The organism is Marinobacter lutaoensis (assembly GCF_001981305.1).
Taxonomy (GTDB): domain Bacteria; phylum Pseudomonadota; class Gammaproteobacteria; order Pseudomonadales; family Oleiphilaceae; genus Marinobacter; species Marinobacter lutaoensis.
In genome coordinates this window covers 267,895-284,396 of sequence record NZ_MSCW01000004.1, presented here as the reverse complement: position 1 = coordinate 284,396, position 16,502 = coordinate 267,895, and the positions used below count along the sequence as shown (strand labels likewise).

Sequence of the window (16,502 nt, the reverse complement as noted above, 5' to 3'; positions counted from 1 at the left end):
CCCGCCGGTCAGGCTTGCCGTGCCGGCGGCGGGTCGTCGCTCGCCAGCCTGGAATCTCCGCCGCCGTCGACCCGGGCCGCCTCCTGAGCCAGTGCCTGCGCCACCGCGTGGGTTGGCTTGGCGAAGCGCGCCAACAGGTTGTAGAGCACCGGAATCAGGAACAGCGTCAAGGTGGTGGCGAAAGTGAGTCCGCCCAGAATCACCATGCCGATGGCGGCCCGGCTCTCAGCGCCGGCACCGGTGGCCAGCACCAGCGGAATGGCGCCGAAGATGGTGGAAATGGTGGTCATCAGCACCGGCCGGAAGCGCAGCACCGCGCCCTCCAGAATCGCCTCCCGCACCGCAAGGCCCTGATCCCGCAACTGGTTGGCGAACTCCACGATCAGGATGCCGTTCTTGGCCATCAGCCCCAGCAGCATAATGATGCCGATCTGGCTGTAGATATTCAGGCTGATGCCCGACCACAACAGCGCCAGCAGCGCTCCGGTGACCGCCAGGGGCACCGTCAGCATAATGATCAGCGGGTGGATCCAGCTCTCGAACTGGGCCGCCAGCACCAGGAACACGATCACGAACGCCAGGCCGAAGGTGACGAAAATGGCGTTGGACGACTCCTGGAACTCCCGGGACAGGCCCCGGTAGCTCACCCGGGCTTCCGGCGGCAGGGTGTCCGCCGCCAGCCGATTCAGATAGGTCAGCGCCGACCCGAGGTCATAGCCTTCGGCCAGGGACGCGCTGATCACCACCGCCGGCAACCGGTCGATCCGACGCAGGTCCGGGTTGGCTCCGACTTCCTGCACCGACACCAGCGCCCTGAGCGGAATCAGGGCACCGCCCTCCCGGGGGCGGAGGTAAATCTGACCCAGGTCTTCTGGCGTGGCCCGGTCCCTATCGGCGGCCTGCACGATCACGTCGTATTCCCGGCCCCGGTCCAGATAGGTGGTGACCTGACGTGACGCCAGCATGGTCTGCAGAGTCAGGCCCACGTCTTCCACGGTGATGTCCAGGTCCGCCGCCCGTTCCCGGTCGATGGTCACCCGCAGTTCCGGACGGGTCAGTTCAAAATCCGTCTCAATGTTGAGCAGGTTCGGGTTCTCCTTGGCCCGCGCCACGATGTCCTCGCTCCAGCTCTGGACCGAGGCGTAATCCGGCCCCGCCACCACGAACTGCACCGGCTGGCTGAACCCGCGCTGCCCCAGCCCCGGCGGGTTCACCGGCACCACCCGCACCCCGGCGATGTCCCGGAACCGCTGCCGCAGCTCGCCGGTCACCTGCTGCTGCTTGACGTCGCGGGCCTCCCAGGGCGCCAAGCCGAGGATCAGGAAGGCACTGTCTTCCTCGCCCCGGAACCCGACGATCGACAGCAGGCGATCGGCGGTGCCCTGGTCCAGGTAGGGCAGCAGCTGATGCTCGATTTCGCGCACATAGTGGTCGGTGTATTCCACCGTGGCGCCCCGGGGGGCGCTGACCGGCATGATGATCACGCCGCGGTCCTCGGTCGGGGCCAGCTCCTGGGGCAGCTCCGGGTACACCACCGCAGCCACCACCAGGCCCGCCAGCCCCAACCCAATCACCAAACCCGGATGGCGCAGGGCCAGGCGCAGCAACCGCTCGTACCCTCGGCTTAGGCCCGTCAGCAGGCGCTCGCTGGCCGCCCATAGCCGGTGCCCCTCGGCATGTTCCGGGCTGTGTCTGAGCCATTTGGAACAGAGCATGGGGGTGAGGGTCAGCGCCACCAGGGTGGAAAACACCACCGCCGCCGCCAGGGTGAAGCCAAATTCGGCGAACAGGCGGCCGATGTTGCCGCCCATGAAAGAAATGGGCACGAACACCGCCACCAGCGTGACGGTGGTGGCAACGACCGCGAACGCCACCTGGCGCGCGCCCCGGTAAGCGGCCAGCAGGGGCGGCTCGCCCAGGTCGATCCGGCGCTGGATGTTCTCCAACATGACGATGGCATCGTCCACCACCAGGCCAATGGCCAGGATCATCGCCAGCAGGGTCAGCACGTTGATGGAGAAACCCAGGAACCCCAGGCCGATGAAGGCACCGATCACCGCCACCGGAATGGTCACCGCCGGAATCAGGGTGGCCCGCCAGGAACGCAGGAACAGGAAGATCACCAGAATCACCAGGGACACGGCAATGGCCAGGGTGACCATCACTTCCCGAATCGAGGCACGGATGAAGATGGACTCGTCGTAGCTCTCGGCGATGCTCACCTCCGGCGGCAACGTCTCCCGGATCTTCTCAAGCTCGGCCCGGACCGCGTCGGACACCGCCACGGTGTTGGCCTTGGACTGACGGATGATGCCCATGCCGATGGCGGTTTCACCGTTGGCGCGCAGCCGGCTGACATCGGACTCGACGCCCATCTGGACGTTGGCGACCTCCCCCAGCCGCAGCAGCTCGTTGCCCTGGCGCCGGATCACCAGGTTGCGGAATTCCTCTACGGTCGACAGCCGGCCCTCGGCCCGGACGGTGAAGTTACGGGTGGATGAGTCCACCGAGCCGGCGGGCAGTTCGATGTTGTTGGCCCGCAGCGCCTGTTCCACCTCCGCCACGGTGATGTCCCGGGCCGCCAGCCGCTCCCGGTCCAGCCAGACCCGGATGGCGTAGCGCCGTTCACCGCCGATCCGCACATCGGCCACGCCATCGAGCACCGACAGCCGGTCCGCCAGCACCCGGTCGGCGAAGTCGCTCAGCTCGGCGCTGTCCCAGACTTGGCTGCGCAGGGTCACCCACATCATCGGCCGGGCGTCCGAGTCGGCCTTGCTGACCACCGGTACGTCCGCCTCCTCGGGCAAGCGGTTGAGCACCCGTGACACCGCATCCCGAACGTCGTTGGCGGCGATATCCACATCCCGGGAAATGTTGAATTCGATGCTGGTTCGGGATTCCCCCTGTTCGGTGGAGGACTCGATGGCACGAATGCCTTCGATGCCGCTGATGGCCCCCTCGATCACCTGGGTGATCTGGGTGTCCACCACCTCCGCGGCAGCGCCGGTGTAATCGGTGGCAATGGACACCACCGGCGGGTCGATATCGGGATACTCGCGTACCGGCAGCCCGAGCAGGGAGGCAACGCCGAACACCACGGTCAGCAGGCTGAGCACGGTGGCGAACACCGGCCGTTTGATGGAGACGTCGGACAGGATCATGACTCAGGACCCCACGGCGCCGAGAAACCGGTTGTCCGGCAGCACCGGCTCACCCTCCAGTATCCGCACCCGGTCACCGCTGCCCAGTCGATCCTGACCGGTGACAATCACCTGATCGTCTTCCGACAGCCCGGTCAGCACTTCCACCCGCCCCGGCATGCGCGCCCCCAGGGTCACCGAGACCCGGCGTGCCACGCCGTCCTCCGCCACGAAGACATAGTGATCGCCCCCCCGCACCAGCACCGCCTGTTCCGGAATGACCAGCGCCTGCCGCCGTGCCAGTGTCAGGCTGGCAGACAGGAACTGGCCCGGCCGCAGCAGGCCCTCGTGGTTGTCGATCAGGGCCCGGACCGGCAGGGTCCGGCTCAGCTCGTCCACCCGGGTTCCCAGCTCGGCCAGCTCCCCCAGGAACGGCCGGTCCGGAAACGCCGGCGACTCGCCCCGAACCTCCTGCCCGGGATACACCTGGCCGAGAAACCGCTCCGGCACCGCGAACGCCAGCTCCATGCGCTCGGTGGCGTCGAGGGTGGTGATGGTGGTACCGGCGGTAACATAGGCTCCCACGGTGATGTCGGTCAGCCCCACGACCCCGGCGAAGGGCGCCCGGATGCTGTGATTTTCCAGCCGGACCCGGGCCGCCTGGCGCTGGGCCAGGGCCACATCCACAGCGGTACGCAGCGCGTCCACCTGGGACTGGGAGACGCTGTTGTTGGAACGCAGCCGGGTTGCCCGCTCCAACTGTCGCCGGGCGTCCGCCAGCTGCGCCTCCACCTCGGCCAGGTCGGCCCGGGCCTGACGGTCATCGAGCCGGAGCAGGAGCTCCCCCTGATCCACCCGGCGACCGGCTCCCAGATGGATGGCCACCACCCGGCCACTGACCTCGGTGGTCAACTCCACCGCCCGCAGCGCCTTCAGACTGCCAACGGTATGGATCTCGTCCCGCACCGTGTCCCGGTGCGGATGCACCACATTGACCGCCGCCGCCGGACGCTCCGCGACCGGCCCCGATCGCTCACCCGAGGACCACTGCCGGTACGCCCAACCACCGCCGACGGCCACCGCGAGTACCACCACCGCTATCAGCCATTGTTTCCACATTGTTTGTGACAATCCTTCTGATTCCTGATGACGTCGCTTGAATCCGCGCCTGCACCGACGGTACTCGCGGCGGTCCGGGCCGGCCAGCCCGGCGACCTGGAAACGCCCGCCTTTGCACAACTTTTACATTCGACGTCGCGCGTCATTTCGGCCAATTATCTTTTCTGACAGGGGGGCCGGCGGTTTTCGTCAATGGCAGGCTCCGGGCAATGCCGTACAACAATAGCATCGGCGGCCCCGGGCCCCTTCGCAACTACAAGGTACAGAGGATTGCATATGCCGGTTTACAAGGCGCCCCTGCGCGACATGAAATTCCTGCTCAACGAGGTGTTCGACTACCCCGCACACTACGCCTCTCTGGCCTGTGGCGAGCAGGCCACCCCGGACATCGTGGAGGCGATCCTGAACGAATGCGCCCGCTTCTGCGAGGAGGTGCTCAGCCCGCTGTACCAACCCGGCGACCGCGAGGGCTGTCGCCTGGACAACGGCGAAGTGACCACACCCCGGGGCTTCCGGGATGCCTACCGGCAGTATGTTCAGGGCGGCTGGCAGGGGCTGTCGGCGCCCGAGGCTTACGGCGGCCAAGGGCTGCCGGCGTCCATGGGCCTGTTCAAGCAGGAAATGATGGGCACCGCGAACTGGCCGTTTTCCATGTATCCCGGCCTGTCCCTGGGCGCCATGAACACCCTGTACCTGCACGGCGACGACGCCCAGAAACAGATCTACCTGGTCCCCCTGACCGAGGGCCGATGGGCCGGCACCATGTGCCTGACCGAACCCCAGTGCGGCACCGACTTGGGCCAGGTGAAAACCCGGGCCGAACCCCAGGCGGACGGCAGCTACCGCCTCACCGGCACCAAGATGTTTATTTCCTCCGGCGACCACGACCTGACCGAGAACATCATCCACATCGTACTGGCGCGACTGCCCGACGCGCCCAAGGGCACCAAGGGCATCAGCCTGTTCATCGTGCCCAAGTACCTGCCGGATGGCCAGGGCGCCGTAGGCGAGCGCAACGCCGTCAGCTGCGGCAGTCTGGAGGAGAAGATGGGCATCAAGGCCTCCGCCACCTGCGTGATGAACTTCGACGGCGCCACCGGCTTTCTCATCGGCCCGCCCAATCAGGGCCTGGAGTGCATGTTCACCTTTATGAACACCGCCCGGATCGGCACCGCCATCCAGGGCGTGGGACCGGCCGAGCTGTCCTATCAATGGGCCCTGGCTTACGCCCGGGAGCGCCGCTCCATGCGGGCGCTGTCCGGCAAGAAAGAACCGGACCAGGTCGCCGACGCGATTATCCATCACGCCGACGTGCGCCGCATGCTGCTGACCCAGAAAGCCATCGCCGAGGGTGGTCGGGCCATGCTCTATTACGCCGCCCGCTTGGCGGATCATATGGTCGAAGGCCACACCCAGGGCGATGCCGACAAGGTGGCCAAGTACGACGACAAGCTGGGCTTTCTGACCCCGATTCTCAAGGGCTTCCTGACCGAGCTGGGCCAGGAAGCCGCTCACCTCGGCATGCAGGTGTTCGGCGGGCACGGCTACATCCGCGAGCACGGCATGGAACAGATCGTGCGCGACACCCGCATCGCCACGCTGTACGAAGGCACCACCGGTATCCAGGCCCTGGACCTGCTCGGTCGCAAGGTACTGCTGATGACCCGGGGCGGGGCGGTGCGCGAGTTCACCCTGAAAATCGCCAACTTTGCCCGCAAGCAGCTGACCGACCCGCGCCTGCGGCCGTTTGCCCTGGAGCTGCTGAAACTCAGCGGTCAGTGGAACCTGCTCACCCTGCGCATCCTGCTCGGTGCCCGTAAGGACCGGGACCTGGTCGGTGCCGCCGCCCACGATTTCCTGATGTACAGCGGCTACGTCACCATGGCCTACCTGTGGCTGCGCCAGGCGACGGTAGCGGCGGACCGGCTGGACCGGGGCGGCGACGAATCGGAGGGGTTCTACCGGGCCAAGCTGGCCACCGCCGAGTTCTACTTCGAGCGCCTGCTGCCCCGGGCCCAAAGCCACGCCACCAGCATGCTCAGCCCTACCCGCACCCTGATGCAGCTGGCCCCGGAGCACATGGCGTTCACCGATTGAGGCACCGGGCGCCCGACCCAGTACCGGGTCGGGTGCGGCCCTTGAAAGCCGCCGGCGACGTCCCCAGCGTGTCTCCTGCGCCTTCAAGATGAGCAGAGGCGAAAGAGCGATACAGCCACCCAACCGGATAAACGTAAGGAGGTCCGACGATGGAAACGCGTACCGAAGACCTTTATCCCACCCGGCTGGAGCGCCCGATCCCGAGCTTCGAGCGCAAGGACCCAGTTATCCACAGCCTCGGCCGTGACCGCACCGACGGTCCCCTCAGCGAAAGCCAGCTGAAACAGTACGAACGCGACGGCTTTCTGGTCCTCGGCTCCTTCCTCGACCCGGCCACCGTGCGCAAGTTCCGGGACGATCTGCGGGCCTACGAGGAAGACGAGGGCATTCTCCGTTCCGAGGGCACCATCACCGAGCCGGGTAAACAGGAAATCCGGTCGATCTTCGGCATCCACGAGCTGTCCGAACGTTTCGATCGCCTGACCCGGGATCCGGAGATCCTCGGCATGGTGCACCAGCTGCTGGGCAGCGATGCCTACATTCACCAGTCCCGGATCAATTTCAAGCCCGGTTTCCACGGCAAGGGCTTTGACTGGCACTCCGATTTCGAAACCTGGCACGCGGAAGACGGCATGCCGCGCATGCGGGCGGTCAGTTTTTCCATCACCCTCACCGACAACACCCCGTTCAACGGCCCGCTCATGCTGATTCCGGGCTCGCACCGGCAGTTCATTCCCTGCGTCGGCCGGACACCGGAGGACCATTACCGGCATTCCCTCAAGAAACAGGAGCTGGGCGTGCCCAGTGAACAGGACATCGCCCGTCTGGCCAACGCGCACGGCATCCAGGCCCCCACTGGCCCGGCCGGCTCACTGATCCTGTTCGAGTGCAACACCCTGCATGCCTCCAACGCCAACCTGTCACCCTGGCCCAGAAGCAACCTGTTCTTCGTGTTCAACAGTGTGGAAAACCGCCTGGTGCAGCCGTTCTGTGGCAACAAACCACGTCCGGACTTTCTCGGCAACCGGACCCGTACCGAGGCGCTGCGGCCGCTCGACGCACCGGAGCTTCGGCAAACCGGCTGATGCCCCCGCGCCGACAGGGCACGAAAAAGGAGGGCCAAGGCCCTCCTCTATCCCGTTCTCCGCAACGTATCCACAGGGAACGTTATCCACAGGCTGACCGCTAGAGCCCCCACTTGGTCTGAATGGCTTGGTACATTCCCGATTCGTGCACCTGCTTCAAGCCTTCTTTCAATTTGTTGACGATCTCGTCCGAGGTCTGGGGGTTGATGGCCAGGTACAGTTCCACCGGATTGAAGCTGAACACCGGTACAATCCCCTCCACGTCCTGTTGCGACGCAAAATAGGGGCCGGCCAGGCGATCGGCAATCCACAGGTCGATCTGGCCCAGTTCCAGACGCTTGGGGTTCAGGTCGTCGCTGTCCAGGGCGGAGACATTGAAACCGCGCTCCAGCAGGTAGTTGGTCATGACGTCGTTGCGGTAACCGCCGAACAACATGCCCCGAGCATCCTCCAGGCTGTCCATCTTCAGGTCCACACCCGGTGCCGCGAACACGGTCCAGAGGTTGGTGGTCAGGGGCCCCACCCACTTGAACTTGTTTGCACGCTCCTCGGTGTAAGTGGTGCAGAAGATGCCGTGATTCGGCTTGTTCAGGGCCCGGTTGTAGCCGTAGTCCCAGTTGCGCAGCTTCATCACGTAATCCAGATCGGTGTTGTGCAGAATCGCCTTGACCATTTCCGTGCACAGGCCGTCAATCTGGTCGCCGTTGTGCTCAAAGGCGCGGCCGGTGGCACTCATGTTGTAAGGCGGGAAGTTTTCGGTATAGAGGTACAGCTTTTCCGAGGACAAGGCGGGAGCCGACATACCCGCCAGGACAACAACAAGCGAAGCAAACCAGAGCAGCTTTCTCAAGGGGTATCTCCTATCACGTGTATTCCCGGGGGGGCAGGTCGCCCGGAGGCGACCTGTACAAACCGTAACCTAGTTTATCCAAGGAACCGGTAGGAGTTTACAAATAATGTGTTTGTTTTCGTAAGGAAAACCGCTACCGGGTCATGGGAGCTGGCCTCGGCGTGGTGTCGGTGCTCGGCGGCAGCACCGGATAACGGATTTCCGGAATCTGGCCGGTCAGGGTCTTCAGGAAGGCCACGATGGAGTGCACCTCGTCGTCCGCCAGCTCGGTTCCCAACTGTGCCGTGCCCATCACCGCCACCGCTTCCTCCAGGCTCCAGACGGCGCCGGAATGGAAATAGGGGGCGGTCAGCTCGATGTTACGCAGCGGCGCCGCCCGGAACACATACTGGTCGGACGCGGTCTCGGTCACCGCGAACCGGCCCTTGTCACCGGCAGGCAGGATCTCCGCCCCCGGTTTGGTGACCAGACCAAACGGGAAGTAGCCCTGCCCACCAAAGTTGACCCCACCGTGACAGGCCGCGCAGCCCTTGTTCATGAACAGGGCCAGCCCCTCCTTCTCCTGTTCGTTCAGGGCGGTGTTGTCACCGCGCAGATACTTGTCGAAACGGGCATCCGGCGTGATCAGCGTGGCCTCGAAGGCCTCGATGGCGGTGGCCATGTTGTCGAAGGTGACCGGGTCCTCCTGGCCCGGGAACGCCGCCTCAAACTGGCGGACATACGCCGGCATGCTCTTCAGCGTTGCCACCACCCGCTCCGGGGTGCTGCTCATCTCGACCCCGGCCTGAACCGGCCCCTTGGCCTGCTCCGCCAGGTCCGCGGCACGGCCGTCCCAGAACTGGGCGGCGTTGAACACCGCGTTATACACCGTGGGCGCGTTCCTCGGTCCCTTTTGCCAGCCGTGACCAATGGAGGTCGGCAGGTAATCGTGCCCCCCCATGCCAACGTTGTGACAGGTGTTGCAGCTGATCAAGTGACTGGCCGACAACCGGGGCTCGAAGAACAGCATCCGCCCCAGTTCGACCTTGTCTTCGGTCAGTTCGTTGCCATCGATCACCGGCGGGTACTGCGGCACCGCGCTGAACATCGTGCGCGCCTGATCTCGCAGCGAATCCGCACCCGCGGTGCCGGCCGCCACCGCCAGCGTGGTTGCCAATGCCATAGAGACAATCGTCGTTTTCATCGTAAGCCCCTCTCCCTATCCATAAGTCCGTGCTTCCAGCCTAACAAACCTTTAATGTTCCGGCGGCGGGAGTCGGGGAAAAGCCCGGCAAATCAATCGACAAATTGACGCTCATCAAAATTGGGCAGGGGCTGACCGGTGGCCCCGGCTGGCTTTCTCCGGAACGATGCTTGAACCGAGCTACTTCCTGTGAGCTGGTCATGTCTGCCAGATGACTGACAAACCGGAAACAGCCTCGTATGCCAAGGTAAGGGCCATCAGAATGATTAAGCCTCCTCCGATACGGTTTACCATTTTAATACTGTTCAAATTAGAAAAAAGGCGGGAGCTTACGCTGTGAGCAGTTACAACCCATACGCTATCAATCACAATGCCCAATATAATTGGTATCAATGAGTACATGATCAGAACGTTTGTCGGGCTCTCAAGATTACCGCTGAGAAAGCTGGGGACTATGGTTCCAAACATGATGAAAGCTTTGGGGTTGGTTATACCGACTATCACTCCCGCAGTGAGCGGTGATTTTCTCTTTGTTGGCTGTTCGGCCGCAACCGGGTTCGCCGTTTTCGAAGCTACAAGATATCCTATGCCGATAAGCAGCAAAGCCATCGCACCTAGCATTCTGATAGCAGACAACGCAAAGTCGGACTTCAATATTAGAGGACCGATTCCAAACGAGAGAAGTATCGCAATGCTCAACATACCAATTGCATTGCCAATCACCCCACGCAACGCATGGCTTCTACCCTTCATGATTACCTGTCCAATAAAAAGCATGATGCTTGGACCAGGTACAGCAATGAGTATCGAGCTGGTTATAATTAGACCCAGTATCCCGCTGACAGATACCCCAATATCTTGCATGTAAATATTCCTTCGATGTGGGTGTTGCCCCGATCATTGTGCTTCCGAGCGGGGCAACAGCCTATTGTCTTGATTTCCCTATCTGGTTAGCTGGCGAGAGTAATGCCAATGTCGGTTGTATACTAAGCGCTTCGACTACCTCTTTGTCGGTCATTAACGGATAGCAATCATCTAAAAATTCTTCCAACACGGGCAGCATGCTTCGCCGCTCATTAATCCCAAGCGCACACGCACAAGCATTGAAAGCAACATTCTTATATTGATCCGGGTTGGTTTCCTCATCTACGTAGTCGTCAAGATCCCAGCGGCCTATCAAGCTCTCCTGCATATGGAACTGATCCACTTCAACGCCGTCACGGAAGACGTGGAAAACAGGGTGGATATAAGCACTTCTAGATGAATCAAAATGATCTGCAGGAAGCGTAAAGTAATGTGTTGGCAGCGTCCCATCACCATAACTAGAGAAACCGTACTCGAACACAACCTCTACGTAAGTTTTGGTTGCTCCCCATCGCTCTCGGTTATATTGGCGTGGGAATGGTGGCCAAACCTTGACATGTACAGCACCCGTACCATCATCGTATTCGAACGTAACCATACTACCGAAATAACTATAAAGCTCGAACAATGGCATTGTAGTGCTGACCATACTGACCAGGTATTCGGCAACGGAGGTAAGTCCATTCGAAGCTTCGTTTGATGGTAGCGTACATACGAATAGGGGCTCAAGTGGCATGCCCTGTTGTTCGGCGATGAGATGACCAAGTGCCTGTATGTTGCAGCGGAAGCCATGAACAAAGCCGGATGCTGCATCTGGATCGTTTATACGCGTCGGAGCACCAATGAAGTATAAATTGGGTTCGTTGATAGATTCCCATCTTGAATTAAGCAGGCAATATTTACCGGCCTTATCGCATTCTGGACGGACACTATCCATGTCAAATATACTCTTCATGGTATAGTTGAATCCACAGCAAACAATAATTTCGTCAACAATTCCTGATCGACGCATCCAGCGAGGCGGATTCCAATGAGGGCATGGTGTCTCGTAACGAACTAAAAGCCTTCCACTATGTTTTCCAGCTGATATTCGGCTTACCTCAACGATCCGGTCACTGACGATGTTGTTATTAGACTTCAATTGCATTAAATCAAAGACATCAGATACTTGCCCACGTATATCGTGTACATTGTGTGTTTGGCGTGCAAACTTCGGCAAGGATCGAGTTACTATTCTTGTCACCCTCACAGAAAAAGGAATGGCCTTCTACTTGAGGGCGCAAAAGGTCGTCACCGCAAACAATGAAGCTGAGTTGTGGTTGACGCAACACACCATTGACCGACAAATCATTCGATTTGCCACCACCGATTGTTATGCAAGCTGCCTATTACCAGGACTACTTGAGCATTGGAAATGCCAGTTTCCCAATGTGCAAATAACTTTGGATTGCAGCTTTAGCACTGGTATCTGGGAGCGTTATAAAAAAGGGGAGTTCGATATTGCTCTGGCACAGCATTGTCCTTCTGACATTAACGCAGAGCCCATCAGGGTCGAACCGCTAGAATGGGTATGTGCCCGACAATCGTTAGCTTGGCAACAAAGTACGGTACCCGTAGCTTTGTTTGAACACGGCTGCCCTGACAGAGAAGTAATGCTTGGCGCGCTTAAAGGTTCGGGACGTGAGTATCAAGTGGAGTACGAGACCTACAGTTACGGGGGGCTTGTGGCAGCGGTGGAAAGTGGAACCGTAGTTTCTGCTTTGCCTAGATCGACAATACCTCCCACACTCAAACGTCTTGGTAGTCAACATGGGCTCCCACAGCTACCATCTTTGAACGTGAATCTAGCAAGCCCAAACAAAAACCGTAACGCCATATGCGGCCAACTATACGATGCCGTTATGCGCCACTTAATCGTGGCTAGCCCAAATTTTGCCATTGGTGGCGAGTGACGCTACCCAGAATTTAAGTCCATTTATTTGGTTGGATGCTTTCGATCTTTTTGGCTGTTTTACTTCCCGATGCAGAATGTGCAATATCGTTATAAAACAATAGGTTGTATCACTTAAGGAGTAAATATGGATCAAAATTCGTAAGATCCAGGACTCACAGTACCCAGCCTTATGCACCAGGGAACGTGAGCGCTTTAATATCTCTGAATAGGGTAATTAGATGGTCCATGGCTAAATCAATTAGGGGCTCGTACATAAACGAATTAAGGTGAATATTTTCAGGTGTCATTAATGTTACCTGAGATAGCACCCTCTCTACTTGCTCAAAATCACCGTTGCCTGACTGTTCGTTCACAATTCTATTGAACAACCGCCCGGTTTGTGAACCCTTGATGGGAGTTTTATCGTTCACATGATTCCACATAAACTCCTCTGCTTTTAGGCGTATAGCTATGGAAAGCGCTATTTTACGCTCTAAAGCTATTGTGTCTGTAGGAATTGGAGCGTTTGCTAAATCGTCAGCAGTTCTGTAAATAAGATCTAGGACCGGCTCATCTTTATCGAAGTTTTGGCCAACATCTCTTCCTTGTACGACTTTGGCAATGATATTTTCTAAATCCTCTACTTTTAGTGATCGTGTTTTATAATCAGGCTCATCATCATTGTCTTTAATATGAAGCATTGATGTTAGCTTTTTGTAATCTGGTGAAAATCCATCTCGGTACTCGATAAGATTTCTTACAAAGGGTATCATTGAAATGAACATTTCGGCATTTGAATCGTAACTCTTTTTCCAGAGATCAAATGGGCTGGATACATCCTTACTTCCCCCTTTAAGAAGTAAAATTTTCCCCTCGCTCTTTTGAGCTATGAAAGAGTTATCCCATTGAGCTGTATCGAGGACTCGTCCTTGAACTGTCCTGTAAAAATCAAAGTTATGCGTCAGTATAATTAATCTAAACAGGTCTTCTCCGGCCATCTCCCTCAGATACTCGACAATCGCATACTTATTTTTATAATCAAACGAATCTGCAATATCATCAATAATGATTACTGACCTTTGACCTGATTTTAATCTTGCTTTGAACTCGAAAATCACATAAAGCAAGTACATAGCTCTCCGCTCACCTAGTGAGAGACAATCAAGAGAATCTAGTTGACCTCTGTCGAATCTAACCGGTTCACCATTTTCCCTTGGAAAGGTGAAAACCATGTTTGGTGCTGATGTTCCTAGAATTACATTTTTATGATCTTCAATATCGACTCCAAAGGGAACGTAAAAGCGCCTTTTAAAAACTTCTTTTGATTCGTGCCACAATGTGTTTTCTAAGCTTGCCTGCCTTTCTATTTCTGCAAGCTCTGATTTTTTGCTTTGGAATAAGCTAAGTAAGCTGTCAAATCCTGACTTGTCAGTCGCATAATAAGACGACCAGAGCAATTTCTTAAGGTGCGCTAGGTCTCCTAAATACGCGGTTACTGATGGGCTACTCTCAATGATCTCTTGAAATGCTTTAACTGGTGCGACGCCAGAAATTATTTTATTTGATATGGTTTGTAGTTGACCGTCGCCAAGAATAGACTCACTTTCTTTTTTTAGCAGCTCATCGAGACTCTTCTGATCACATATAGGTTCATCATTCCCCTTCATCAAAAGTTTATGCTCGGCATTGAAGAACTTCTCTTTCTTAAGAGACTTCGAAACTGACGCGGCATTTATTGGGTTGAATTTACCCCTAGAAAATAAAGGAGATTTATCGACGAGTTCATTATAACGAGTGCTGTATTCATCTATATTATCGCGAATAGATTCATCATTTAGCAACTCAATAACTTTCGGGTCGAATATCTTTGAATATGGAATTTTTGAAAGTTCTGAGTTTCCTTGATCAAAATTTTGGACGGCTTCAATCGCTTCAAAAATATTATCAACTTCGAAATCGTCAATTAATTGCTGTTCTACTTTGTCTTGGGGGACTTTTGATAACTTGTTCAATCCTTTTGAGAGTTGATTTCGTGCGCTTAATATTTCTTTATAGATGGAATCATAAGTGGCTTTTTGCTCGCTATTAACAAGCAATGTAGATAAATTGTCTGAGTCAAACTCTGCATCAAAGGGCTTAACTACCAATATCTCATCTGGCAGTATTTCTTGGTCATCGATCTTGATGCTCCATTCAGGCTCAAGATTATAGAGAACTTCCTTTGGCTTTCCGCCGTCCACACTAAGGCAATCAAATGTTTTAGCTAAAGAAGTTTTCATTACCCCATTAGGAGCATATATTAAGTGTGCGTTTGATTTTTCAAAGCTGAACGTCTCATTAAAATCCGATATACCAAAGCAATTTTTCAACTCAATAGATAGCTTTTCCATAACCCGTTCCCCTGAACCTACAATTCGCTTTGGCGAATCCTCTTTCTATGTAATGAGCTGAGAGGATTACCTTAAATTTTTACTAATTTAATAACTTAGTCTGCCTTAGCTAGGAGCTTGCAGCAAGTACAGGAGAGTCTGCTTTCTGGCGACCAGCTCGATTTGCAATATCTATGAATATGATACTTATCAATTAATACTGTCTATGTCCATAAAACCACCGTTTTTTGAACACCTTGGGAAGGCGCCCTTTCGCATGGCTTCTCGGCATTCAATGTGTTAAATTAATTGTACATTTTTCTATGTTTATTTATTGTAAATGAATCAACGTATTGGCTATGCCCGCGTTTCAACGGATGATCAAAACCTGCACCTCCAAAGGGATGCTATGGAGAAAGCGGGCTGCCAGGTCATCTATGAAGACAAAGCCAGTGGGAAGAACACTGAAAGGCCGGAGCTTGAGGCTTGCCTGAAAGCTCTGCGTTCAGGCGACACGTTGGTAGTTTGGAGGCTGGACCGTCTGGGACGAAGCTTAGGTGATTTGGTCAAACTCGTGACGACCCTGGAAGAACAGAAAATCGGATTTGAGAGTCTTCAAGAAAAGATCGAAACGACAAGTGCCTCTGGAAAGCTGGTTTTTCATGTATTTGCTGCACTTGCCGAATTTGAGAGGAATCTAATCAGCGAGAGAACACAAGCAGGGCTGAAGGCTGCTCGAGCGCGTGGCCGTTCAGGTGGACGAAAACAAAAATTGAAACAAAAAGATATTAAAGAGATTAAGGCTCTACTCAAGGACCCGAATATTCCCGTCTCTGATATTGCCAAACGATTTGGCGTTTCCAGAACAACTATTTATAACAGGGTTGGAGTAGTTAAACCTAACCGAGAGAGGGTAAAAGAGAAAGAATGAATGTGTCTGATTATAAAAGCTCAGTCGAATCGAGAATTAAACCGAAAGAACGTTTTTCTTCGTTACACGATGCCGTGATCAATCATAGGATTCCATCTAAGTCATCATCGTTAGTCCAGGAGATTTGATGGATTTTTTTCAAGCTTTTTGGCTAGGGATTATTCAGGGCATCACGGAATTTTTACCAATTTCTAGCTCCGCTCATCTGATTCTGACCCCAGTGCTGGTTGGCTGGACCGACCAAGGCGTGGCTTTTGACCTAGCTGTGCATGTGGGCACCTTACTGGCCGTCGTGTTGTACTTCCGCCGTGATGTGACAAATCTGACCAAAGATGGCGTTGCATCGCTATTACAGCAGCGCTTCATCGGACAGGGCCTGATGGCCTGCTATCTGGTCATCGGTACAGTTCCTGCTGCATTGGCCGGTTTGCTCTTACTGGATCTTATTGACACCCAACTGCGTTCTGTCGAGATCATTTTCTTTACTACGCTGATTTTTGGCCTGCTATTGGGCTGGGCGGATTGGCGCCCCAGCCAGCGCCGGACTATCACCACACTGACCTGGCGGGATGCCCTGTTAGTCGGTACAGCTCAGGCGCTCTCACTGATTCCCGGCACCTCTCGCTCAGGCATAACCATCACCGCCGGGCTGATGCTCGGTCTCAGCCGGGAGTCGGCGGCCCGCTTTTCTTTCCTGCTGGCCATCCCCATCACGGCGCTGGCGGCCTCCGCCAAACTGATGGAAGTGGCCACCGGTGATGTTGTCGTGGACTGGAGCGGATTCGTGATTGGGGGCCTCACCTCCTTCATCATGGCGCTGACTGCCATCCATTTTTTTCTGAAATGGCTCAACCGGTTCGGTATGTGGCCCTATGTGCTCTATCGAATGGCCTTGGCCGCTGTCATTTATGTGTTGTTGATGAACTGAGGA

12 protein-coding genes are annotated in these 16,502 nt (G+C 56.4%); 5 read left to right on the top strand and 7 right to left on the bottom strand.

Annotated features, from left to right (window positions below; translation table 11 throughout):
• Positions 1-8: 8 nt before the first annotated feature.
• Together BTO32_RS05900 and BTO32_RS05895 are read right to left on the bottom strand one after the other, a co-directional pair.
• The gene (locus tag BTO32_RS05900; RefSeq protein WP_076723630.1) at positions 9-3,161 is read right to left on the bottom strand and encodes an efflux RND transporter permease subunit; all 3,153 of its coding nucleotides are present in this window, start codon (positions 3,159-3,161) and stop codon (positions 9-11) included.
• A gap of 3 nt (positions 3,162-3,164) precedes the next feature.
• Positions 3,165-4,259 (bottom strand): efflux RND transporter periplasmic adaptor subunit, encoded by a 1,095-nt coding sequence (locus BTO32_RS05895; RefSeq protein WP_076723628.1) that lies wholly within the window; start codon positions 4,257-4,259, stop codon positions 3,165-3,167.
• 276 nt (positions 4,260-4,535) lie between these two features.
• On the opposite strand from BTO32_RS05895, the gene BTO32_RS05890 reads away from it, so the two are divergent.
• Together BTO32_RS05890 and thpD are read left to right on the top strand one after the other, a co-directional pair.
• Complete coding sequence (locus tag BTO32_RS05890; RefSeq protein WP_076723625.1) at positions 4,536-6,356, top strand: acyl-CoA dehydrogenase C-terminal domain-containing protein; 1,821 nt, start codon at positions 4,536-4,538, stop codon at positions 6,354-6,356.
• 149 nt (positions 6,357-6,505) lie between these two features.
• The gene (thpD, locus tag BTO32_RS05885; RefSeq protein ID WP_076723623.1) at positions 6,506-7,441 is read left to right on the top strand and encodes an ectoine hydroxylase; all 936 of its coding nucleotides are present in this window, start codon (positions 6,506-6,508) and stop codon (positions 7,439-7,441) included.
• Between the two features lie 100 nt (positions 7,442-7,541).
• On the opposite strand, the gene BTO32_RS05880 is transcribed toward thpD, so the two are convergent.
• The 4 genes from BTO32_RS05880 to BTO32_RS05865 all read right to left on the bottom strand — a co-directional run bounded on the left by BTO32_RS05880 (position 7,542) and on the right by BTO32_RS05865 (position 11,275).
• Positions 7,542-8,291, bottom strand: a complete 750-nt coding sequence (locus tag BTO32_RS05880; protein WP_076723621.1) for a substrate-binding periplasmic protein — start codon at positions 8,289-8,291, stop codon at positions 7,542-7,544.
• Positions 8,292-8,424: 133 nt separating this feature from the next.
• Positions 8,425-9,474, bottom strand: coding sequence for a cytochrome-c peroxidase (locus BTO32_RS05875; RefSeq protein ID WP_076723619.1), 1,050 nt, complete (start codon positions 9,472-9,474; stop codon positions 8,425-8,427).
• Between the two features lie 198 nt (positions 9,475-9,672).
• Positions 9,673-10,338, bottom strand: a complete 666-nt coding sequence (locus BTO32_RS05870; protein WP_076723616.1) for a LysE family translocator — start codon at positions 10,336-10,338, stop codon at positions 9,673-9,675.
• Positions 10,339-10,399: 61 nt separating this feature from the next.
• Positions 10,400-11,275, bottom strand: coding sequence for a hypothetical protein (locus BTO32_RS05865; protein WP_217697001.1), 876 nt, complete (start codon positions 11,273-11,275; stop codon positions 10,400-10,402).
• A gap of 322 nt (positions 11,276-11,597) precedes the next feature.
• Between BTO32_RS05865 and BTO32_RS05860 the strand changes: the two genes are divergently transcribed.
• Positions 11,598-12,290: a LysR substrate-binding domain-containing protein gene (locus tag BTO32_RS05860; protein WP_076723614.1), complete on the top strand. Its 693-nt coding sequence runs from the start codon at positions 11,598-11,600 to the stop codon at positions 12,288-12,290.
• Positions 12,291-12,459: 169 nt separating this feature from the next.
• Here the strand turns inward: BTO32_RS05860 and BTO32_RS05855 are convergent, their stop codons facing one another.
• Complete coding sequence (locus BTO32_RS05855) at positions 12,460-14,661, bottom strand: AAA family ATPase (protein ID WP_076723611.1); 2,202 nt, start codon at positions 14,659-14,661, stop codon at positions 12,460-12,462.
• Positions 14,662-14,980: 319 nt separating this feature from the next.
• Between BTO32_RS05855 and BTO32_RS05850 the strand changes: the two genes are divergently transcribed.
• Positions 14,981-15,571 carry a recombinase family protein gene (locus BTO32_RS05850; protein ID WP_076723608.1) on the top strand — a complete coding sequence of 197 codons (591 nt, stop codon included), beginning with the start codon at positions 14,981-14,983 and terminating at the stop codon, positions 15,569-15,571.
• 127 nt (positions 15,572-15,698) lie between these two features.
• The gene (locus BTO32_RS05845) at positions 15,699-16,499 is read left to right on the top strand and encodes an undecaprenyl-diphosphate phosphatase (protein WP_076723606.1); all 801 of its coding nucleotides are present in this window, start codon (positions 15,699-15,701) and stop codon (positions 16,497-16,499) included.
• Positions 16,500-16,502 lie beyond the last annotated feature (3 nt).